The following is a 20,505-nucleotide window of genomic DNA, read 5'->3' as shown; positions in this document are numbered from 1 at the left end:
GAATTGCCAGCCTCATGATTAGAGCTTCTTGTCGCCTGCCAGCACTTCCTTTGCGGCCTGGCTGTGCTCGGGCCGCATGTGGGCGCGCACCATGGCGATGGCGCCCATCAGCACGGTGGCATCGTCGCCAAAGCCGATGCCGAGGATAAAATCCGGCACCACGTCCAGCGGCAGAACGAAATAGGCCAGTGCCGCCAGCAATGTGGCGCGCACTTTGCGCGGGGTTGCCGGATCAAGCGCGCAGAAATAGGCGGCCACCACATCTTCCATGAAGGGCACTTGCCGGGCCGCCTTGCGCAGCGTTTCCTGCAACTTCTCCCGGATGCGGCGGGATTTCTGCTCGTCCGTGCCCAGCTCCGGTCCAAGGATTTCCGGATCAAAGCCGAAATCGTCAACACGTGCGCTCACGATGGAATCTCCTTTTTGGCCGGAATGGCCGTGGGCTTCGCCTATCCTGCGCCTGATTGCTTGTCCTTATGAACTGCCTTAGAGCCAAACATATGGGAATGTGCTGCGACGCCTGCAACCGGCTCAGTTCTTCGCCCCAAGCTTTCGGGCTTCGTCCAGCCACGACTGGCGCTTTTCGAGAGAAGATCCACGCACTGGCGCAAAGGTACGGAACTTCACAGGGCTGAATCCGCAAAAGCCGAGGATCTGTCTCTTCAATGCCCTGTATCCGCCCGCGCGATAGACAAGATAGAGCCACCAGACAGGTGTATCTGCGGCCACCAGCACTTCGGCGCTCCGGCCCTTGAGCAGTTGAGCCGGAAAGGGGCTGGTTTCGAGATACTTGAAGGCAAATCCGGGAAGGAAGGCCCGGTCGAACAGTCCTTTGAGCTTTGCCGGCATCATGCCCCACCAAAGCGGATGGGCGATAGCAAGGTGATTGCACCAGGTCACCGCCTCTTGGAATGTGACAAGGCCGGGCTCCAGCGCCTGAATACTGTTGTAACCGCCGGCCAGGTTCGGGTCGAACTGCATGTCTGCAAGTGCCATGATCCGGACTTCATGGCCTTTTGTCCTGGCGCCCTCGGCATAGGCTTGTGCCAGCGATGCCGTGAAACTGGTTTCTCCCGGATGTCCAATCAGGATGAGGATCCGCTTTGTCAATTGTTCCTCCATGGCATGCTGCAACGGCTAGGCCGTCATTTATTGACCGTGGTCAATTTCTTTAGATGATACTTTGACCGTGGTCAATAAATGGGCCGCCGAACCGGCACGCGAATTGAAACGGCAGGACAGGAATGGCAGGACGCCGCCAGCAGCGCACAGTCGAAACGCACAGACGAATCCTTGAGGCGGCGCAGGAATTGGTCGCTGAACAGAGCTTCGAGGCCACGAGTGTGGAGGCGATTGCAATGCGGGCGGGCGTTGCCAAAGCGACGGTCTTCGCCCATTTCGACGGCAAGACGAGCCTATTGATTGCCCTTCATCTTAGCCAACTTGAGGCGCTGGCCACAGATTTGCGCCAGACCGTCGATGCTCTTGCTGCTGATCCTCAACGGAACGATGCGTGCAAGGAAATCCTGGCGCTGCTTTCGCCTTGGCTCGCGCTGTACCGCGAAGACCCTGACTTCGCGCGTTTGCTTCTGATCCAGTCGACCCTGAAGGATGGTCCGCATACGCGGCAGTTCATCGAGGCCTGTTCTGGCATGGAGGCCGAAATCCGCCGCGCCCTGAGCGTGCTGGCAGAGCGGGGCGCTCTGCGTCCTGGAGCTGAGGTGACCGTGCTGACCCAGGGTGTGATGGCTTTCTATTACCACGTCATCGTTGGTTTCAATCTTTGTCATATCACAGACGAAATTCAGCAGACCGAACTTATGCAAGGGCTTCTGGCACGCCTGCTCTGACAGGGAGAGGCGTGAACAAAGGGGCCGCTGCCGGATTTCCGGTCAGCGGCCTGAAGTGTGTTTGGTACTGGGAGGCAACCGCTTCAGTCTGTCACAGTGCCCGGGTTTCCAGCACGCGCCGGGCGATCACTTGCGCCTGGATTTCAGCCGCGCCCTCAAAGATGTTGAGGATGCGGGCGTCGCAGAGCACGCGGGAAATCTGATACTCCAGTGCAAAGCCGTTACCGCCGTGGATCTGCAGGGCATTGTCCGCCGCCGCCCAAGCCACGCGCGCGCCCAGCAGCTTGGCCATGCCCGCTTCCAGATCGCAGCGCCGGCCAGAGTCCTTTTCTGCGGCGGAGAAATAGGTGAGCTGGCGGGCCAGCATCAGCTCGGCTGCCATGAGCGCCAGCTTGTCGGAAACGCGCGGAAAGCTGATCAGCGGCTTGCCGAACTGGATACGCTCCTGTGCATAGCGAAGTCCCAGGTCGAGTGCGGCCTGTGCAACGCCAAGGGCGCGGGCGGCGGTCTGGATGCGGGCGCCCTCGAAGGTCTGCATCAGCTGCTTGAAGCCCTGACCGGTCTCGCCGCCGAGCAGGTTTTCTGCCTTCACCTCGAAACCGTCGAAGGCGATCTCGTATTCCTTCATGCCCCGGTAGCCGAGCACCTCGATTTCGCCGCCGGACATGCCGGGGGCCGGGAAGGGCTCCTCATCCGAGCCGCGCGGCTTCTCGGCGATGAACATGGACAGGCCCTTGTAGCCCGGCTCATCCGGGTTGGTGCGGGCCAGCAGCGTCATGATGTCGGCGCGCACCGGATGGGTGATCCACGTCTTGTTGCCGTGGATCTTCCACACGTCCTCTTCCTTCACGGCGCGGGTGCGCAGCGAGGCAAGGTCGGAGCCAGTGTTGGGTTCGGTGAAGACGGCGGTGGGCAGGATCTCGCCGGAGGCAATCTTCGGCAGCCAATAGGCTTTCTGCTCTTCCGTGCCGCCGCACAGGATCAGCTCTGCCGCAATTTCCGAGCGTGTGCCGAGCGAGCCGACGCCGATATAGGCGCGGGACAGCTCTTCCGAGACAACAACCATGCTCTGCTTGCCGAGGCCCATCCCGCCGTATTCCTCCGGAATGGTCAGCCCGAAGACACCGAGTTCCGCCATCTGGTTGATGACGTCGAGCGGGATATAGTCATTGTCGAGGTGCCACTGATGCGCATGGGGGCTCACCTTGTCCTCGGCGAAGCGGCGCATTTCGGTGCGGATCTGCTCCAGCGTTTCATCAAGTCCGCTGTCGCCAAAGACAGAGTGACCCTCCTGATGACGGATGAGCTCTGCGAGTTCTGCCCGCAGTTCCGGACTGGAGCCCTGCGCAATCAGTCCGGCAGAACAGGACCGCAGGGCGGCGGTGTTCGCCTCTCCAAGGCCAAGGCTGGCAAGGCGGATGAACTCGCCCTGATTCATCGGAATGCCGCCGAGAACCTGCGCCAGATACTCACTGAAGCCGAGGCGTATCGTCAGTTCCTCCAGGCGCCCAAGCCGGCCCTCGGCCAGCAGGCGGCTGCCATAGGCATCCATCTGCCGCAGGGCCTCCACATAGGTCGCAAGCCAGGCGAGCCCGTGGGTGGCATGCTGGTGCCGGTCCATGGCCTCTGCCGACAGACCCTTGCCGTCCGTCACCTTCGCCCGAACGGCGCGTGCCGCTGCATCCAGCAGGGTGTCCAGCGCGGCTACGGCCTCTCCCGTTTGCGCAAACAGATGCTCCACTGCACTGCCCTCACCGGCTGCCTCACTGGCTGTCTTGTGTCCCAGAGCCATGCCCATCCGTCCGTCCCTTTGCATTTGTTGTTTGTTGCGTCGCATTCTGGAAAGCATGTTGCGCTGCACCTGCGGCTTTGTCGAGGCCGCACCTCTACGCCTTTCGGCCAAGCAGGCAGTGCCGCGGAGGCAACATGCACTTGACGCCTGCACGCCAAACGGGCCACATCGGGGACATGAAACTGATAAAGCCTCTGCCCGTCAGCTTTCGCATCCTGTGGGATGCAGTCAGCCACTTCAACACGGATGACGGCTGGGCCATGGCCAGCCATGTGGCGCTCTCGACGCTGCTGGCCCTGTTTCCGTTCCTGATCTTCATCGCCGCGCTGACCGGTTTTCTGGGGCTTTCGGGCGTGGCCGATCAGGTCTCCGCGCTGATTTTCGATGCCTGGCCTCCGGTTGTTGCGGCCCCTGTCGCAGATGAGATCAACAAGGTTCTGACGGTCCGCCGTGGTGACCTCTTGACCTTTGGCGCTGTTGCGGCCCTGTGGTTTGCCTCCAACGGGGTCAGCGCAGTGCGGCTGGCGCTTAACCGCGCCTACCGGGTGCGGGAGACGCGGTCCTTCATCTGGCTGCGGCTGCAGGCGATCCTGATTGTCATCCTTGGTTCGGTGGCGCTGATTGCCTTCACCTTTCTCGTGGTGCTTGCGCCGCTGGTGCTGTCGGCAGCCCTCAAGTGGTTTCCGGGGCTGGCGGACGTGTTCCAGGAACTGCACCTGACCCGCTATGTCATCGCCGGTTTTCTCGGCTTTGCCGGTCTTTATGCCATTCACTGGCTGCTGCCGGCCGGGCGCCGCAGCATGATGGATGCCCTGCCGGGGGTGGTGCTGACGCTTGTGCTCTGGGTGGCGTGTGGCGCGGTCTTCGGCTGGTATCTGGCGGGCTACGCGGATTATGTCTCCACCTATGCAGGGCTGGCCGGCGTCATGTCGGCGCTGGTCTTTCTCTACATACTTGCCGTGCTGCTGCTGATTGGCGGCGAGTTGAACGCCGCCATCCTGCGTCAGCGGTTGCTGGCGCAGCGAAGGGCGGCGCGCCAGATCACGCCGGGCGGGGTTTCCGGCGGATGAACAGGATCGCCGCCATGATCAGCACCATGCCTGCGATCTGTACAAGGGTCAGCGTTTCGCCAAACAGGAAGTAGCTTTCCAGCGTCGTGGCTGCGGGCACCAGATAGAACAGCGAGCCGACCTCTGCGGCTGATCCGGTGCGGATCATGTACATCAGCAGCAGGATGGCACCGATGGACAGCACCAGAACAAGCCAGGCCATGGCGAAAATGAGCTGGGGCGACCAGGTGATCTCCCAGGTTTCGGTGAAGGTCAGCGGCACCGTAAAGAGCAAGGCGCCGGCATATTGCCAGATGGTGCCGGTCACATGGTCCGCGCCCTGCACGAAGCGCTTCTGATAGACAGTGCCCAGGCTGATCGCGATCACCGATACGAGCATAACAGAGACGGTCACGGAGGTGATGCCGGAGGCTGCTGCGCCCAGCTTGGGCAGCAGCACCAGCAAAAGGCCGGCAGAGCCACCGGCAAAGCCCAGCCAGTGGCGCCAGGTGATCTGTTCTTTCAAGAGCCATCCGGCTGCCAGTGCGGTCACAACCGGCTGCAGGCCGACCATCAGTGCTGCGGCGCCCGCGGGCAGTCCCTGCCGGATGGCCCAGAACACTCCGCCCAGATAGATACCGTGCACAAGAATGCCGGTGACCATGCAGTGGATCGCGGCGCTGACGGGCAGTCTCCGGGTGGATCCCAGCAAAACACCGAGGCCGATCAGCAACGGTACGGCAAAGGCATATCTCAATGCCAGAAAAACAAATGGCTCAATGAACGGCGCGCCAAGTTTGGAGCCGATGAAGCCGGTTGACCAAAGTGAAATGAATGCAACTGGGGCAAGTTTATGTGGTTGTATAGACATGGGCCGCCGGGCTTCGGTTCGTGATGTGATGGAGTGCATGGGTGGTGAAAATTTAATCAGTAAGGGCGCCGATTCCTGATTGTGAATTCAGTCTGCATTAACTGCTCTTGTTGCTTAGAATATCTGGTCAGCGCGCAACGGCTGTCACCTGATGGGAAAAGTCTGAATGACCCGGAACACACACACCCTTCCAGACCAGGGCCTTTCTGCACAGACCGGGGAGCGAGGTTTGTCCACAAACGGGCTTACAGTACGTGCGCGGATCTTGTCTATCAGTCTGATCACGGCCATAGGCCTGCTGGTGGTGGGCGCTGCCTTCTGGTGGAGCCAGTCCAAAGTGGAGGATGCCTTCCGGGCGTCCGAGGCGAACACCAACCTTGCGCGTGCGGCCTACGATTTTGCCGGTGTCGCCAACCGGATGCAGATCGAGGAAAAGTTCTATCTTTCGGCTCCCTCTGCTGCTGTCTTTGACAGTTTCAAGGCTGAGGCTGCTAAGGCCGACGCCGGAATTTCTTCGATTTCTGCGATGCCGTCTGCTCAGCCACTTGCAAACGAGATGGCGGATGTGAAGGATACTCTGTCTGCCATTGGTGGCGCTTTCGGGGAGCTGCATGCCATTCAGGAGAAGATCGGCTTTGACGGCAACTCGGGCCTCAGGGCGGATCTGACAACCTTCGCAGACCAGGTGAAGAACCGGATCAATGATGAGCTGAAGTTCGGCGGCGCGTCCGACTTCGAGAAGCTCGCCCGCACCGTCATGGAAGTGCAGCTGGCCGAGCGCAAGTTCACTCTTTCTGGCGGCGGGCCGCGTGACGAGTTCGATACCGCCTTTGCCATGTTCACGAAGCTTCTGGGCCGTGCCTATATTCCCAATGAGGTCAAGGCGGATATCGAAGCCAGCATGACGGCTTACAAGGCCGCCTTCGACACCTATGCGGACGCGCTGGTGGTGCGCTCGGACAAGATCACTCTGGTTGAAGACCTGTTCATGCTGCTGCCGCCGCATATTGATGCACTGATCAGTGCGGCACGCGCAGGCGACGCTGAAGCGGCTGCGCAGCTGGACGAGGTGCGTCAGCTGTCCTCGCTTGTGGTCTACGGCATCATTCTGGCCATGCTGCTGGGGCTGCCGGCGCTTGCCTTTGCCATTGGCCGCTCCGTGTCCGGTCCCCTGACTCGCCTGCAGACCTCCATGGAGCGTCTTGCCAGCGGCCAGACGGATGTGGAACTGCCGCAGAGCAATTCCCGCGACGAAATTGCCGCGATGGTGCGCACCGTCCGCGTGTTCCGTGACAACGCGGCCGAGCGTATCCGCCTTGAAGCAGCGCAGGCTGCAGAGAATGCAGCACGTGACGAGCGGGTGCGCCGCCTTGAAGCCATCATTGGCTCCTTCGACCAAACTGTTCAGCGCGCTCTTGATAGCCTTGATGCCGCATCAAGGGATCTCGGCCAGGCGTCGTCCGCCGTGGAGCATGCGTCCGATGAAGTGGCGGCACAGGCCGGTAATGCCGGTCAGAGCGTGCGTGTCGCGGCCCAGAACGTGACATCTGCGGCAGGTGCGACGGAAGAGCTGGCCGCATCCATCAAGGAAATCGCCAGCCAGGCTGACCGGTCGACGAAAGTCGCCAAGCAGGCTGTCTCCGGTGCAGAATCCACATTCTCCACCATGCAGGCGCTTTCGAGTGCGGCTGACCGTATCGGCGCTGTCATGAGCCTGATCCGCGATATCGCCAACCAGACCAACCTTCTCGCCCTTAACGCCACCATCGAAGCTGCACGGGCCGGAGAGGCGGGCAAGGGCTTCGCGGTCGTCGCAGCTGAAGTCAAGGCGCTCGCCAACCAGACGTCGAAGGCAACCGAGGATATTGCGGCTCAGGTTGAGGCAATCCAGAATGCGTCTGCCGGTGCTGTCACCGCCATCTCGGAAGTGCGGGACATCATTTCCGACATGGACAATCTGGCTGTTGCCGTCGCGGCTGCCGTCGAGCAGCAGGAGGCGGCTGTCAGCGGGATTGCGGCCAATGTCGCCGATGCGTCCAGCCGCTCAGAGGAGGGGGCGGACCGCATGTCGGCCGTTGTCAGCGCAACGCAGCACGTACGGTCCAGCGGAGACGAAGTTGAGCGCCTGTCGCGGCTTCTGTCCGAGCAGGCTGGTGTCCTGCGCACGGAAATCCGCAGCTTCCTTGAAGGTGTGCGGGCCGCCTGAACGGGGAGCGGCCGGGGCGGCGCGGCCAGAATGCTTGCACCAGAGTGATTCTGCCTGAGCCGGTCCTTTAAACATGGGTGGGATTTCCTGCCCATGTTTTTCTTTTTACGGTCAAATCCTCCCACGTGAACCTTGTGTGAAGCTTGTCCGGGAAGGGCCTTTGCCTTGCCCGGCTTTTCCCGCTATCGATAGGCTCCAGAGAATATATCGGGCCGCGGGCCGGGAGTTGTCATGCAGGAGAGTATCGTCATCATCGGTGCGGGCCAGGCTGGCGCGCAGGTGGCGCAGTCCCTTCGCCAGGGCGGATTTGCAGGAGCCATCCATCTTCTGGGTGAAGAGCCGCATCCCCCCTATCAGCGCCCGCCGCTGTCCAAGAAATTCCTGTCCGGCGAGACTGATGCCGAAGGCCTGTGGCTGCGCCCGGCGGCCTTCTACGAAGCGCAGAACATCGGTCTGAGGACGGGTATCCAGGCGACAGCCATCGACCGGACGGGCAAGACCGTGGTTCTGTCGAGCGGTGAAGAGCTGGCCTATGGCAAGCTGATCATTGCGACGGGCACACGCGCCCGGTCGGTGCCGCTGCCCGGCGCAGAACTCGCCGGTGTTCTGAGCCTGCGGTCCATTGCCGATGTGGATCACATCCGCAAGGCCCTCACAGCCCATTCCCGGCTTGCCGTGATTGGTGCCGGTTACATCGGTCTGGAAGTTGCGGCTGTCGCCCGTGCCATGGGCAAGACGGTGACCGTCATCGAGGCGCAGGACCGGGTGCTCAAGCGCGTCGTCTCGCCGGTGATCTCGGCTTTTTATGAAGGCCTGCACCGGGAGCAGGGCGTTGACCTTCGCCTCAATGCGGGCGTTGCCGGGATCGAAGGCGAAACGGCAGTGACCGGCGTGCGCCTTGCCGATGGCAGCTTCGTCGATGCCGATCTGGTGCTGATCGCCGTTGGCGCATTGCCGAATACCGAACTTGCAGCGGAAGCCGGACTGGATGTGGATGGGGGTATTCTTGTCGATGCCTCTGGCCGCACCAGCGATCCGGACATTTATGCCTGCGGTGACTGCACCCGTTTCCGCTCAGGCCGCTATGGCCGGGATGTGCGGCTGGAAAGTGTGCAGAATGCCATTGATCAGGCCAAGGCGGTTGCGCAGGCTGTTCTTGGCCAGCCAGTAGAGTATGACCCGCTGCCCTGGTTCTGGTCCGACCAGTATCACGTCAAGCTGCAGATCGCGGGGCTGTCCGAAGGCTATGATCAGACGATCACGGTGGGCGAGCCCGCCGAGGCAAAGTTCTATGTCGCCTATCTGAAGGACAGCCGTCTGATCGCCGTGGACAGCGTCAACGCGCCGCGCTCGCACATGATGGCCCGCCGGACCATCGGCGAGGCCTGGCGCGAGGATCTGCTGCCTCCGGCCTGAACGTTCCGGCGGGCGTCAATGCCCGCTGGTGATCTCCGCGAGAAGACGGATGACGTCGCGCGGCTGCTCAAGATGCGGCATGTGGCCGGTGTCTGCGAGGCGGTGCACGGCGATTGCGCCTGGCAGGCCCTCGCTCTGGCTCACGGGCAGCACACCGTCTTCAAGGCCCCAGATCACTTGAACCGGCAAGGGCAGCGCGGCGACATCATCGAGTGGCAGGGTTTTCTGCCCGTCACCGTCAAGGATTTCTTCCACGATCTCCTGCAGGGCTTCGATGGCGCCCGGGCGTGAGCGGGCCTCTGACGCATGGCGGGCAAGCTGGCGCGGCATGCGGAAGGAAGCGGCGAAGAACTCCGGCAGCAAGGCTGCGAGGTCCTCTTCTTCCGAAGCTGACGCGTAGCGGCGCAGCAGGTCCGCGTTGATTTGCGGGCCGAAGCCGCCAGGGCCAACAAGCGTCAGGCTTGCGATCCGCTCCGGCATGCGCAGCGCGATGAGCGCCGCAACGGCGCCGCCCATGGAATGGCCGGCCAGATGCACCTTTTCCAGTCCCAGCGCGTCCAGCGACTGGCTGACCGCCTTGGCCGAGATTCCTGCGTTGCCAATGCGCGGCCAGCCCACGGCCGTGCCGTGACCCGGCAGGTCAAAGGCGATGCTGCGCAGGCGGGTGGAAAGGCCGGTCTGGATGTTCAGCCAGCCCTGCCGGTCGCCACCAAAGCCGTGCAGCAGCACCAGGGGTGTACCAGTCTGGTCCGTGCCCTGCTCGGCATAGGGCAGGTGAGCGGGAACATCGGGCTTCAGGCTGATGGACATGGCGGCTTTCCGGAATTTGGTGTGACTGCCTATAGATAATGGGCCCGTTCTGATCTGCCTAGCCGCCCGAATGGCGGGCACAATGACGGCCAAAGGGATGGACTTCGCATATGCTGGCAGATTAAATCGATTGAAAGACGCTTCTCATGGCTGCCCGGCTGGTCTAGAAGCGGCAAACCTTTTTGTTTCAGGGTGATTTTCAGATGACGAGCGCGGTGGATATCGTTTGCCTTGGCGAGCCCATGGTTGAGCTGAACCAGCATGAGGCCGGTGGTGCCTATCATCCCGGTTTCGGCGGCGATGTGTCCAACGCCGCTGTTGCTGCGGCCCGTCAGGGTGCCCGTGTGGCGCTGGCGACGGCTTTGGGCACCGATGTATTCGGTGACAGCCTGCGCGCCATGTGGAAGGCCGAAGGCGTTGACGACAGCGAGGTCAAGGCAAACCCGGATGCGCCGACCGGCATCTATTTCGTCACCCATGGCTCTGATGGCCACCGGTTCTCCTACCGCCGGGCAGGCTCTGCCGCGAGCCTCTACCAGCCGCGCGACCTGCCGAAGGACATGCTGGCCAGCACCCGCGTGCTGCATTTCTCCGCCATCAGCCAGGCGATTTCAGCGTCTGCCTGCGACGCCTGCTTTGCTGCCGTCGAGCAGGTGCGCGCTGCAGGCGGCCTGATCTCCTACGACACCAACCTGCGCCTTGCGCTGTGGCCGCTGGCCCGCGCCCGTGCCGTCATCCGCTCGACCATCGGCATGACGGATATCATCCTGCCGGGCCTCGATGATGCCCGCCAGATCTGCCATGCGCAGGATGCAGATGGCATCGCCGATGAACTGCTTGGTCTCGGTGCCAAGGTGGTGGCGCTGACCATGGGCGGCGATGGTGTGCTGGTTGCTACGGCAGAGCGCCGCGAGACGCTGGCGGCCCATAAGGTGAAGGCAGTGGATGCGACGGGCGCAGGCGACGCCTTCGACGGTGCGTTCCTGGCCGAATACCTGCGCAGCGGCGATGCATTTGCAGCTGCTGCCTATGCCAATGCGGCAGCGGCCCTTTCCGTCACCGGCTATGGCGCCGTTGCGCCTCTGCCGCGCCGGGCGGATGTGGAAGCGTTTCTCGCCGGCAAGGCCGCCTAAGGCCTTCCATCAGGAAATGTAACGGTTTCTTCACCACGAAAACGCTAGAAATACTGGAGTTTCAGCCCGTCACCGTGCGGGCACTCCCGTTGCGTTCCTGTGTTTGATCCAACCGAAACCTTCCAGCGAGCCTTTCCATGCACCGTCTGTCCCGCCTGACTTTCATGGCTGCTGCTGCCGGCATCGCCTTGAGCGCATTTTGCGCCATGCCAGCATCGGCTTATGACAACACCTATTTTGATCCGGTCACACGCCAGTGGCTGGAAATGAAGCTGACCCCGGAAGTGGCGGCAAAGATCGCCCGCCGGGAATACAAGCGCAAGACGGTAACCTACAACGGTCCCGAAGCACCCGGCACGATCATCGTCGACACCACGGAGCGCCGCCTCTACCACGTGCTTGAGAACGGCAAGGCCATGCGTTACGGCATCGGCGTCGGGCGGGATGGCTTCACCTGGAAGGGCGAGGAAAAGGTTACCCGCAAGGCCGAGTGGCCGGGCTGGACGCCGCCGCCGGAAATGATCGCCCGTGAGCGCAAGAAGGGCCGCAAGCTTCCCGCCTTCATGGCTGGCGGCCCGGAGAATCCGCTGGGTGCCCGCGCACTTTATCTCGGCAACACCATTTACCGCATCCATGGCACCAACGAGGACTGGAGCATCGGCCAGGCCGTCTCCTCCGGCTGTTTTCGCATGTGGAATGATGACGTGGAGCACCTCTACAGCGAGGTCTCTGTCGGCGCCAAGGTGGTGATCCGCTGAGGCTCTGACACCTCCTTCGAGACGCAAAAAAGGCCGCGCCGGGCAACTGGTGCGGCCTTTCTGCTTCAGAGAAAAATACAATAATGTCCGTTAGTTTCGTCCTGCCATGATCAAGTCATGGCAGGACGGAGAGAAGGGGGATGGCTGGAGCAAACAACAGGCGGCCTTAACCTCCCGCAACCTCGCCGGGCCGGATGATCAGCCAGTTGAGGCGCAGCGGCGGCCACTTGGCCGGGGCTGCATATGGAATGTCGGCAAAGCCGTCGCGCAGGCGGCCCGGATAAAGCGCGGCCAGCGAGCCTGTGGGCACTTCGCTGTCTCCCGTCCAGATCACCAGAACGCCCTTCTTCTTCACATTCTCCATGCTGATCCATGGGGCAATCGCGGGGGTGTGATCGGTGAAGAGATGCGGCCTGTCTGGAGAGAATAGGGTGACATGGGCCGCAGGCCACATGTCGCCCGCCACATAGGTGAGCGGCGTGCCGGTTGCCTCGCGCCAGGCCGTTTCAGCCTGAGCCGCCACTTCCGCTCCGGGAAAGTGAATGCGCGTCGGCTTTTTCTTGATCAGCGGCTCCACCAGCGCCTGTCCTGCTGCAACGCTGAGGAAGATCACCTGCACTACAACGGCAGCGGTCAGAGCACGGCGGATGGACCAGTCGCCGTTGCGGGCTGAGGCAAATCGCACCAGCAGGAGGCCTGCCAGCGTGAACATGGACGCGCCCCACATCTGCTTGAAGGCGCTGCCGGTGACGCCGGAGACCAGCATCACGACAAGGGCCGGCAGCAGGGTGAACCACAGCAGGAATCGCAGGTCCACCGAACTGACGCGGGGCGTCTCGCCTTCAGGCGCAGTGCCGCGCAGGCCCGCCAGACCGAGCCCGGCGAAAATGGGGATCAGCACCGGCGCCATGCTGCCAAACTGGCCGAGCAGGAAGTTGACCGGATTGAGAATGTGGTCTGCAATGCTTTCCGCCGGAACGCTGCGGCTTGCGGCATAGGTGAAGGTCAGAAAGTCCGTCTTCAGCAGCCACCAGACATGCGGCGCAAAAAGCGCCAGTGCGATCGCCATGGCGAAGTAGGGGCCGGGCGTTGCGAGACAGCGGCGGGCATCGCGGAAGGTCAGGGCATAGAGCCCGATGCAGCCGATGAGAAGGCCCGCGAAGTACTTGGCATAGAGCCCGAGTGCGGCAATGACGCCCAGCAGCAGCCAGTCTGTCAGCCGCCCGCGGAGGAGGCCTCTGTGGAAGAACAGCAGCATGCCGGCCCAGATGGGGATCTGCAGGATGTTCGGGTTGAACTCCGGCGCGGGCAGGGTGAAGTAGAAGGCACAGCTGGTGGCCGCAATGGCCCAGAACCGCTGCCAGGGCGAAAGGCCCATGTCCCGGCCCAGCAGCCAGACCGCCAGATAGGTGAGGGCGTAGCAGATCTGGCTCAGCCAGTAGGCGCCGAAGGCATGGCCGCCGGTCAGATGATAGCTTGCCTCCAGCAGCCAGGCCTGCAGCGGCGGATGCTTGGTATAGCCAAGCGCCAGATCCCGGCCCCAGGCAAAGCCCTCCACCACATCCAGCGGCGGATTGGGAAACAGCACACTCGGCACCAGCGCCCAGAGCAGGCAGATGGCAAGGCAGTAGAGAAGGGTTGCGCGGGCGGCTGACATCATCGGTCGTCCGGTCATCGGGAGGCGGAGTTTGACGGTTCGGCAAAGGCCCAGAGCCGGGCGCCCAGGAAGGTGAGCGGCGGAACCACGAAGATCGCAATGACGATGCCCACCGCACCGGGCACCCGGGTGAAGTTCAGCAGGGCTGCCAGTGCGCCGTTGTTCAGCACGAAGCCGGCGGCAGCCAGCACGAAGAAGCGGCGCATGCGCTGGCCGGTCTGAACCTCATCCGCCGACCGGAAGCTCCAGACATGATGTCCGGTGAAGGAGACGATGAACGCCACCAAAAATCCGCCGATGTTGGAGGGCATCGGCGGCACATGGGCCAGCTCCAGCAGGCCAATGGCCACGGAGGCATGAACAACGGCGGCCGACACGCCGACAATGCCGAAACGGGCGATGGTGGCGAACTCGCGCAAAAGCCGCTGCTGCCGTTCCCGGGTCATCATGCGCTCTCCCCGCCAGAGGGCTTTGCATCAGCTGGTGTTGCGGACGATTCAATGATGTCCTGCACCAGATAGACCGGCCGCTGCTTCGTTTCTATGAAGAGCCGCCCAACGTATTCGCCAATGATGCCGATGGACAGCAATTGCAACCCCGAGAAGAACAGGACACTCACCATCAGCGAGGCATAGCCCGGCACATCGATGCCATAGAGGATGACCCGTGCCACCAGAACCATGGCATAGGCAAATGCCGCTGTTGCGATGAGCCCGCCGCAATAGAGCCAGACCCGCAGGGGCACGCTGGTGAAGCTGGCAAGGCCGTCAAGGGCGAAGTTCCAGAGCTTCCAGTAGTTCCACTTGCCTTTCCCGGCCCGACGTGACGGCCGCTCGTAAGGGACGAAGGTGGTGGGGTGGCCAACCCAGGCAAAAAGGCCTTTCATAAAGCGGCTGCGCTCCGGCAGGCGCCCGAGGGACTCTGCCACGCTGCGGTCGATCAGGCGGAAGTCTCCCGCATTGGCCGGCATGTGGATGCTCGTCAGCCGGTCGAAGAGCCGGTAGAACATGCTGGCCGTGCTGCGCTTCATCAGCGTGTCCTGCGACCTGTCCACCCTGAGGCCGTAGATCACGTCATAGCCCTGCTTCCAGAGTTCCAGCATTTCGGGGATGAGACCGGGCGGATCCTGTAAATCCGCGTCGAGAATGACGAGAATGTCACCCTTGGCATGGTCAAGGCCTGCGGTGAGGGCGGCCTCCTTGCCGAAATTGCGCGAAAGGCCGATCAGCTTCCCAGGAAGGCCCTCCGACAGATAGCGGCAGATGATGCGGGCCGTATCGTCGCTGCTGCCGTCATCAATGAAGATGAATTCGCTCACCACGGCCAGCCCGGCGAGAACAGCTTGCGTCTCGGCGAGGAAGATCTCCAGCACCTCCGCCTCATTGTAGACGGGTACGACGATGGACAGGAGAGGGCGGGAGGGGCGTCTTGCCGCGCGCCGTTCCAGATACACGGATTGACTGGCCGCTTCGGACTGGATGTCCATGGCAAAGGCGTCCCACTTTCAGGTTTCAGCCAGGTTCGCGCTGTCTCTTGCAAACGCAGGCCTGCTGGCTCTCAAGACGAATGCCTCCGGCCAGGCCGGATGCATTCGTCTCTGTGTCAGCTCAGCGCGCCGTGGCAGTGCTTGTACTTCTTGCCCGAACCGCAGGGGCAGACCTCGTTGCGGCCGACCCGGCCCCAGGTTGAGGGATCGTTCGGATCGCGGGCCACGCCGGTTGCCGCAAAGCCGCCAGCCGCGGGCAGGTCATCGGCCATCTCATCCTCTCCCGTCATCGGGTTGAGGTGATGGGGATGCATCTCGCGCGGTTCTTCCGGCATCTGCGGTGCCTGCTGCGTCACCAGTTCCACCCGCATCAGCTGCGAGGTGGTGATCTGGCGCAGCTGGGTCAGCATGTTCTCGAACAGGTTGAAGGCTTCGGTCTTGTATTCCTGCAGCGGATCACGCTGGGCATAGCCGCGGAAGCCGATGACCGAACGCAGATGATCAAGATTCGCCAGATGCTCGCGCCAGAGATTGTCCAGCGTCTGCAGCAGGATCGCCTTTTCCACCTGGCTCATGATCTGCTGGCCGAAACGGCCGAGCTTGTCTTCCATGATGGCATCAGCTGCCTTCGTCAGACGCTCGCGCACTTCCTCGTCGGCGATGCCCTCTTCCTTGGCCCAGTCGACGACGGGCAGGTCAAGGTTGAGGAGGGTCTGCACTTCCTTCGCCAGGCCTTCCGTGTCCCACTGCTCCGGATAGGCGCTTTCGGGGATGTGGCGGGAGACGAGATCGTCGATGACCTCATGGCGCATGTCGGTGACGGTCTGCCCGAGGTCTTCGCCATCCATCAGCTCGATGCGCTGCTCGAACACCACCTTGCGCTGGTCGTTCATCACGTCATCGAACTTCAGCAGGTTCTTGCGGATGTCGAAGTTGCGCGCTTCCACCTTCTGCTGGGCCTTGGCCAGCGCCCGGTTGATCCAGGGGTGGATGATGGCTTCACCTTCCTTCAGGCCCAGCTTCTGCAGCATGGAATCCATCCGGTCGGAGCCGAAGATGCGCATCAGGTCGTCCTGCAGCGACAGGAAGAACTTGGAATGGCCCGGGTCGCCCTGACGGCCCGAACGGCCGCGCAGCTGGTTGTCGATGCGCCGGCTCTCGTGGCGCTCGGTGCCGATGACGTAAAGACCGCCAGCAGCCAGCGCCTTCTGCTTCAGAACTTCGATCTCGGCACGGATCGCAGCCACGCGTGCATCACGCTCGGGGCCTGCTTCCATGTCCGCCAGTTCGCGCTCGATGCGCATGTCCGGGTTGCCGCCCAGCTGGATGTCGGTGCCGCGGCCGGCCATGTTGGTGGCGATGGTGACCGCGCCGGGCAGGCCGGCCTGCGAAATGATGAAGGCTTCCTGCTCATGGTAGCGGGCGTTCAGCACCGCGAAGACCTTGTCTTCCTGGCCGCCCTGATCGCCGTTCTGCAGCGGCGCGAAGGCGTTGGGATCGGTCACATCCACCTGCCGGTAGCCGTGCTTGCGCAGGCGTTCGGCTAGCATTTCCGACTTTTCGATCGAGGTTGTGCCGACCAGAACCGGCTGCTGGCGGGACTTGCAGTCGTCGATCAGCTCCACGATGGCGTTGAACTTCTCGTCTGCGGTCCGGTAGACCTCGTCGTCGTCATCGACGCGCTTGACCGGCATGTTGGTCGGGATCTCGACAACTTCCAGCCCGTAGATGTCCTGGAACTCGTCCGCTTCGGTTGCTGCCGTACCGGTCATGCCGGCCAGCTTGTCGTACATGCGGAAATAGTTCTGGAAGGTGATCGAGGCGAGGGTCTGGTTTTCCGGCTGGATGCGGACCTTTTCCTTCGCTTCCAGTGCCTGGTGCAGGCCTTCCGAATAGCGGCGGCCCGGCATCATGCGGCCGGTGAACTCGTCGATGATCACCACTTCGCCGTTGCGGACGATGTAGTCCTTGTCGCGCTGGAACAGCTTGTGGGCTTTCAGTGCCTGCTGCAGGTGGTGCACGGCGCTGACGTTTTCCACGTCATAGAGCGACTCGCTGCGCAGCAGATTGGCAGCGCCGAGCAGCTGCTCCAGTTTTTCGTTACCGCTTTCGGTGAACGTAGCCGAGCGCTGCTTCTCGTCGATCTCGTAATCTTCCGGCGTCAGCGCGGGAATGAAGGCATCGACCGTGTTGTAGAAGTCCGAGCGGTCTTCCAGCGGGCCGGAGATGATCAGCGGCGTGCGTGCTTCGTCGATGAGGATCGAATCCACTTCATCGACGATGGCGAAGTTGTGTCCGCGCTGCACCATCGAGGCGCGCTCATACTTCATGTTGTCGCGCAGATAGTCGAAGCCGAATTCGTTGTTGGTGCCGTAGGTCACGTCGGCGGCATAGGCGGCGCGGCGCTCCTCATCGGACAGGCCATGCACGATAACGCCGGTGCTGAGGCCAAGGAACCCGTAGACCTTGCCCATCATCTGGGCGTCGCGCTGGGCCAGGTAGTCGTTCACGGTGACCACGTGCACGCCCTTGCCCGCGAGGGCGTTGAGATACACGGGCGCGGTGGCGACAAGCGTCTTGCCTTCACCGGTGCGCATCTCTGAGATCTGCCCGGAGTTGAGGACAAGGCCGCCGATCAGCTGGACGTCATAGTGCCGCTGCCCGAGGGCGCGCCGCGCCGCTTCGCGCACGGTGGCGAAGGCAGGAGCCAGAATGTCGTCCAGCGTGGCGCCGTTGGCCAGCTGCTCGCGGAAGGTCTGGGTGCGCGCGCGCAGCGCGTCGTCCGACAATGCCTGTACTTCAGCTTCAAGAGCATTGATGGCCGCAACCTTCGCCCTCATGGCCTTGATCTTGCGGTCGCTCGGAGAGCCAAAAATCTTACGTGCTAATGCGCCAAGGCCGGCCATGTGGCGGTCCTTCCAAGTGACGGGCGGCATCAGGTGCAAGGCCCCTGTCGCCAGCCCTCAAAAAAATCTCATTTCCGGTACACGGTCCGCCTGCCTGCCCGCATGCGGGCTGCGAAGCTGCCGTTCCATGGATGCCCCGCCCTTGAAGGTGGCGCGGGACGTTCGACAGATAAGAGGGGGTAGGATGCTTGTCAACGCCGCCGCTTTCAGCAAGGTTGCGGCAGCTCGCGCTCATGCGGTGCAGAGCTGTTCAAATTCTGACCCTAAGGACACCACATGTTCCGTTCTTTCATGAGCCGCCCCTTGCGCTCAGTCCTGATCGCTGCAACGGCGATCAGCCTCGGTGCCACGGCCCTGTCTGCGGCCGAGCCAGGTGACGTTGTTGCCAAGGTTGGCAGCACGGAAATCACCGAAGCCGATATCGCCTTTGCCGCCCGTGACCTCGGCCCGCAGCTGCAGCGCTTTCCGCCCGCCCAGTGGCGCCAGATTCTCACCGACGTGATGGTCGACATGACGCTTCTGTCCGAGGCGGCGAAGAAGGAAGGCATGGAAAAGGACGAGGACTTCCAGCGTCAGGTCCGCTTCATGACAACGCAGGCCCTGCGCAATGCTTATGTCGCGCAGAAGCTTGATGCTGCCGTCACCGAGGACGACATCAAGGCTGCCTATGACAAGGAGTTCAAGGACTTCAAGGGCGAGGAAGAAGTCCGTGCCCGTCATATCCTTGTGTCCTCCAAGGAAGAAGCCGAGAAGCTGATCAAGGAGCTGGACGGCGGCGCCGATTTTGCGGAACTGGCCAAGGCCAACTCCAGCGACGGCTCGGCAGCCAATGGCGGTGACCTTGATTACTTCACCAAGGGCCGCATGGTGCCGGAATTCGAAACGGCTGCCTTTGCGCTGAAGCCGGGCGAGTATACCAAGGAGCCGGTTGAGAGCCAGTTCGGCTGGCACATCATCAAATCCGAGGACAAGCGCATTCAGAGCGCTCCGCCGCTGGAAGAGGTTTCCGATGGCCTGCGCCAGATGCTGATGCGTGAGCGCTATGCCAAGCTCATTGAAGAGCTGAAGGCTGCAAATCCGGTGGAAATCGTCAAGCAGGAAGCTCCTGCCGATGCCCCGGCAGCAGCCCCTGCCGGTGAGGCTGCCAAGCCCGCCGCTCAGTAAGACAGAGGTTCGGAAGACGCGTTTCTTCTGACCTGAGCATGATCCCCCGGCACCCTGCCGGGGGATTTCCTGTTTCAGCGGGCGTCATGGGTCTTGCGCACCCCCTTTCCATCGGGCAAGGCTGCGCCTCATTGCATTTGTGTGCCAGAGGCCGTCATGTCGACAGAAGTTTCTCCGCTTGCCCCCAAGTCCTACCCTGAGATGCCCGTCATCGAAGGCGTGCGTTTTGCCACGGCGGCTGCCGGCATCAAGTACAAGGGCCGCACGGATGTGCTCCTTGTGCTGATGGATGAGGGCACGGAAGTGGCCGGTGTCTTCACCCGTTCGCTTTGCCCTTCCGCACCGGTGGACTGGTGCCGCGCCAACCTGCCCTCCGGCAAGGCCCGGGCACTGCTGGTCAATTCCGGCAATGCCAATGCCTTTACCGGCAAGAAGGGCAAGGCGGCGGTCGAGCTTTCGGCGGAGATCGTCAGCAAGGCGGTTGGTTGTGCCCAGGGTGAAATCTATCTTGCCTCAACCGGCGTGATCGGCGAGCCGCTGCCTGCGGACAAGTTCTCCGGCGTCGTTGATAGTCTTGTGGCCGATGCGGTTGCTGGCTCATGGCTCGATACGGCCAAGGCGATCATGACCACCGACACCTATCCGAAGGTGTCCACCCGCACGGTGGATCTGGGCGGTGTGCCGGTGACGCTGAACGGCATTGCCAAGGGTGCGGGCATGATTGCCCCGGATATGGCGACCATGCTGTCCTTCCTCTTTACCGATGCCCCTATTGCAGCTCCCGTGCTGCAGGAGCTGATCTCCGGCGCCGTTGGCGGCAGCTTCAATGCCATCACGGTGGACAGCGACACCTCCACCTCCGACACGGCCCTGCTGTTTGCCACCGGCAAGGCGGCCGAACGCGGTGCTGTGCGCGTCACCGAAGCCTACGATCCGCGTCTGGAGCCTTTCCGTCAGGCGCTGGGCGAGGTGATGCAGGATCTGGCGCATCAGATCGTCCGGGATGGTGAAGGCGCCCGCAAGTTCGTGGAAGTGCGCGTCGAGGGTGCCTCGTCCGATGCGTCGGCCAAGCGCATTGCCCTGTCCATCGCCAACTCGCCGCTGGTGAAGACCGCCATTGCCGGTGAGGATGCCAACTGGGGCCGTGTCGTCATGGCTGTCGGCAAGGCAGGTGAGCCCGCGGACCGTGACCGTCTGGCCATCTGGTTCGGCGATGTGCGTGTGGCCGTCAATGGCGAGCGGGACCCGGATTACTCGGAGGCGGCTGCTTCGGCGGTTATGGAGCGCGAGCACATCGTTATCCGCACCGAAATCGGCCTCGGAGAGGGAACCGCCACCGTGTGGACCTGCGACCTTACCAAGGCCTATGTCGAGATCAACGGCGATTACCGTAGCTGATCCGTCAAA

The 20,505-nt window shown here is 62.4% G+C and carries 17 protein-coding genes; 8 read left to right on the top strand and 9 right to left on the bottom strand.

Going from position 1 to position 20,505, the window contains the following annotated elements:
- Nucleotides 1-18: 18 nt before the first annotated feature.
- Nucleotides 19-408: a YkvA family protein gene (locus V6L75_RS13350; RefSeq protein WP_334251992.1), complete on the bottom strand. Its 390-nt coding sequence runs from the start codon at nucleotides 406-408 to the stop codon at nucleotides 19-21.
- A 123-nt stretch (nucleotides 409-531) separates the two neighbouring features.
- Complete coding sequence (locus tag V6L75_RS13345; RefSeq protein ID WP_334251991.1) at nucleotides 532-1,110, bottom strand: NAD(P)H-dependent oxidoreductase; 579 nt, start codon at nucleotides 1,108-1,110, stop codon at nucleotides 532-534.
- A gap of 134 nt (nucleotides 1,111-1,244) precedes the next feature.
- Here V6L75_RS13345 and V6L75_RS13340 point away from each other — a divergent pair, with 134 nt between their 5' ends.
- The gene (locus V6L75_RS13340) at nucleotides 1,245-1,850 is read left to right on the top strand and encodes a TetR/AcrR family transcriptional regulator (protein WP_334251990.1); all 606 of its coding nucleotides are present in this window, start codon (nucleotides 1,245-1,247) and stop codon (nucleotides 1,848-1,850) included.
- A 91-nt stretch (nucleotides 1,851-1,941) separates the two neighbouring features.
- Here the strand turns inward: V6L75_RS13340 and V6L75_RS13335 are convergent, their stop codons facing one another.
- Entirely contained in the window at nucleotides 1,942-3,648 is a 1,707-nt protein-coding gene (locus tag V6L75_RS13335) for an acyl-CoA dehydrogenase family protein (RefSeq protein WP_334251989.1), read from the bottom strand.
- A 170-nt stretch (nucleotides 3,649-3,818) separates the two neighbouring features.
- Between V6L75_RS13335 and V6L75_RS13330 the strand changes: the two genes are divergently transcribed.
- Nucleotides 3,819-4,712, top strand: a complete 894-nt coding sequence (locus tag V6L75_RS13330) for a YihY/virulence factor BrkB family protein (protein ID WP_334251988.1) — start codon at nucleotides 3,819-3,821, stop codon at nucleotides 4,710-4,712.
- Here V6L75_RS13330 and V6L75_RS13325 read toward each other — a convergent pair.
- Nucleotides 4,684-5,562: a DMT family transporter gene (locus V6L75_RS13325; RefSeq protein WP_334251987.1), complete on the bottom strand. Its 879-nt coding sequence runs from the start codon at nucleotides 5,560-5,562 to the stop codon at nucleotides 4,684-4,686. The two genes, V6L75_RS13330 and V6L75_RS13325, sit on opposite strands and share 29 nt — an antisense overlap.
- A 265-nt stretch (nucleotides 5,563-5,827) precedes the next feature.
- Here V6L75_RS13325 and V6L75_RS13320 point away from each other — a divergent pair, with 265 nt between their 5' ends.
- Together V6L75_RS13320 and V6L75_RS13315 are read left to right on the top strand one after the other, a co-directional pair.
- A complete protein-coding gene (locus tag V6L75_RS13320; RefSeq protein ID WP_334251986.1) occupies nucleotides 5,828-7,768 on the top strand; it encodes a methyl-accepting chemotaxis protein in 1,941 nt (646 codons plus the stop codon).
- A gap of 231 nt (nucleotides 7,769-7,999) precedes the next feature.
- The gene (locus V6L75_RS13315; protein WP_334251985.1) at nucleotides 8,000-9,184 is read left to right on the top strand and encodes an NAD(P)/FAD-dependent oxidoreductase; all 1,185 of its coding nucleotides are present in this window, start codon (nucleotides 8,000-8,002) and stop codon (nucleotides 9,182-9,184) included.
- 15 nt (nucleotides 9,185-9,199) lie between these two features.
- Here the strand turns inward: V6L75_RS13315 and V6L75_RS13310 are convergent, their stop codons facing one another.
- Nucleotides 9,200-9,994, bottom strand: coding sequence for an alpha/beta fold hydrolase (locus tag V6L75_RS13310; RefSeq protein ID WP_334251984.1), 795 nt, complete (start codon nucleotides 9,992-9,994; stop codon nucleotides 9,200-9,202).
- Between the two features lie 203 nt (nucleotides 9,995-10,197).
- On the opposite strand from V6L75_RS13310, the gene V6L75_RS13305 reads away from it, so the two are divergent.
- Nucleotides 10,198-11,127 (top strand): sugar kinase, encoded by a 930-nt coding sequence (locus V6L75_RS13305; protein WP_334251983.1) that lies wholly within the window; start codon nucleotides 10,198-10,200, stop codon nucleotides 11,125-11,127.
- A 137-nt stretch (nucleotides 11,128-11,264) separates the two neighbouring features.
- Nucleotides 11,265-11,885, top strand: coding sequence for a L,D-transpeptidase (locus V6L75_RS13300; protein ID WP_334251982.1), 621 nt, complete (start codon nucleotides 11,265-11,267; stop codon nucleotides 11,883-11,885).
- A gap of 166 nt (nucleotides 11,886-12,051) precedes the next feature.
- On the opposite strand, the gene V6L75_RS13295 is transcribed toward V6L75_RS13300, so the two are convergent.
- The 4 genes from V6L75_RS13295 to secA all read right to left on the bottom strand — a co-directional run bounded on the left by V6L75_RS13295 (nucleotide 12,052) and on the right by secA (nucleotide 17,934).
- A complete protein-coding gene (locus tag V6L75_RS13295) occupies nucleotides 12,052-13,545 on the bottom strand; it encodes a glycosyltransferase family 39 protein (RefSeq protein WP_334251981.1) in 1,494 nt (497 codons plus the stop codon).
- Between the two features lie 11 nt (nucleotides 13,546-13,556).
- The gene (locus tag V6L75_RS13290; RefSeq protein ID WP_334251980.1) at nucleotides 13,557-13,991 is read right to left on the bottom strand and encodes a GtrA family protein; all 435 of its coding nucleotides are present in this window, start codon (nucleotides 13,989-13,991) and stop codon (nucleotides 13,557-13,559) included.
- Nucleotides 13,988-15,028, bottom strand: a complete 1,041-nt coding sequence (locus tag V6L75_RS13285) for a glycosyltransferase family 2 protein (protein ID WP_334251979.1) — start codon at nucleotides 15,026-15,028, stop codon at nucleotides 13,988-13,990. The genes V6L75_RS13290 and V6L75_RS13285 overlap by 4 nt, the downstream gene beginning before the upstream one ends.
- A 116-nt stretch (nucleotides 15,029-15,144) precedes the next feature.
- Complete coding sequence (gene secA / locus V6L75_RS13280; protein ID WP_334252157.1) at nucleotides 15,145-17,934, bottom strand: preprotein translocase subunit SecA; 2,790 nt, start codon at nucleotides 17,932-17,934, stop codon at nucleotides 15,145-15,147.
- A 276-nt stretch (nucleotides 17,935-18,210) separates the two neighbouring features.
- Here secA and V6L75_RS13275 point away from each other — a divergent pair, with 276 nt between their 5' ends.
- Together V6L75_RS13275 and argJ are read left to right on the top strand one after the other, a co-directional pair.
- Complete coding sequence (locus V6L75_RS13275) at nucleotides 18,211-19,098, top strand: peptidylprolyl isomerase (RefSeq protein ID WP_334251978.1); 888 nt, start codon at nucleotides 18,211-18,213, stop codon at nucleotides 19,096-19,098.
- Nucleotides 19,099-19,254: 156 nt separating this feature from the next.
- Nucleotides 19,255-20,496 carry a bifunctional glutamate N-acetyltransferase/amino-acid acetyltransferase ArgJ gene (gene argJ / locus V6L75_RS13270; RefSeq protein ID WP_334251977.1) on the top strand — a complete coding sequence of 414 codons (1,242 nt, stop codon included), beginning with the start codon at nucleotides 19,255-19,257 and terminating at the stop codon, nucleotides 20,494-20,496.
- The last annotated feature ends 9 nt before the right edge of the window (nucleotides 20,497-20,505 follow it).

Origin of the sequence: Pannonibacter anstelovis (assembly GCF_036881715.1) — a bacterium.
In the GTDB taxonomy this organism is placed as follows: domain Bacteria; phylum Pseudomonadota; class Alphaproteobacteria; order Rhizobiales; family Stappiaceae; genus Pannonibacter; species Pannonibacter anstelovis.
The sequence above is the reverse complement of the archived record's forward strand: the minus strand, read 5'-3'. Positions and strand labels throughout refer to the sequence as shown.

Bases quoted from the DNA above. Each gene is read 5' to 3' on its own strand.
- V6L75_RS13315 (WP_334251985.1), top strand. From the start codon at position 8,000: ATGCAGGAGAGTATCGTCATCATCGGTGCGGGCCAGGCTGGCGCGCAG.
- V6L75_RS13325 (WP_334251987.1), bottom strand. From the start codon at position 5,562: ATGTCTATACAACCACATAAACTTGCCCCAGTTGCATTCATTTCACTT.
- V6L75_RS13310 (WP_334251984.1), bottom strand. From the start codon at position 9,994: ATGTCCATCAGCCTGAAGCCCGATGTTCCCGCTCACCTGCCCTATGCC.
- V6L75_RS13340 (WP_334251990.1), top strand. From the start codon at position 1,245: ATGGCAGGACGCCGCCAGCAGCGCACAGTCGAAACGCACAGACGAATC.
- V6L75_RS13335 (WP_334251989.1), bottom strand. From the start codon at position 3,648: ATGGGCATGGCTCTGGGACACAAGACAGCCAGTGAGGCAGCCGGTGAG.
- argJ (WP_334251977.1), top strand. From the start codon at position 19,255: ATGTCGACAGAAGTTTCTCCGCTTGCCCCCAAGTCCTACCCTGAGATG.
- secA (WP_334252157.1), bottom strand. From the start codon at position 17,934: ATGGCCGGCCTTGGCGCATTAGCACGTAAGATTTTTGGCTCTCCGAGC.
- V6L75_RS13330 (WP_334251988.1), top strand. From the start codon at position 3,819: ATGAAACTGATAAAGCCTCTGCCCGTCAGCTTTCGCATCCTGTGGGAT.
- V6L75_RS13290 (WP_334251980.1), bottom strand. From the start codon at position 13,991: ATGATGACCCGGGAACGGCAGCAGCGGCTTTTGCGCGAGTTCGCCACC.
- V6L75_RS13295 (WP_334251981.1), bottom strand. From the start codon at position 13,545: ATGATGTCAGCCGCCCGCGCAACCCTTCTCTACTGCCTTGCCATCTGC.
- V6L75_RS13285 (WP_334251979.1), bottom strand. From the start codon at position 15,028: ATGGACATCCAGTCCGAAGCGGCCAGTCAATCCGTGTATCTGGAACGG.
- V6L75_RS13305 (WP_334251983.1), top strand. From the start codon at position 10,198: ATGACGAGCGCGGTGGATATCGTTTGCCTTGGCGAGCCCATGGTTGAG.
- V6L75_RS13275 (WP_334251978.1), top strand. From the start codon at position 18,211: ATGTTCCGTTCTTTCATGAGCCGCCCCTTGCGCTCAGTCCTGATCGCT.
- V6L75_RS13300 (WP_334251982.1), top strand. From the start codon at position 11,265: ATGCACCGTCTGTCCCGCCTGACTTTCATGGCTGCTGCTGCCGGCATC.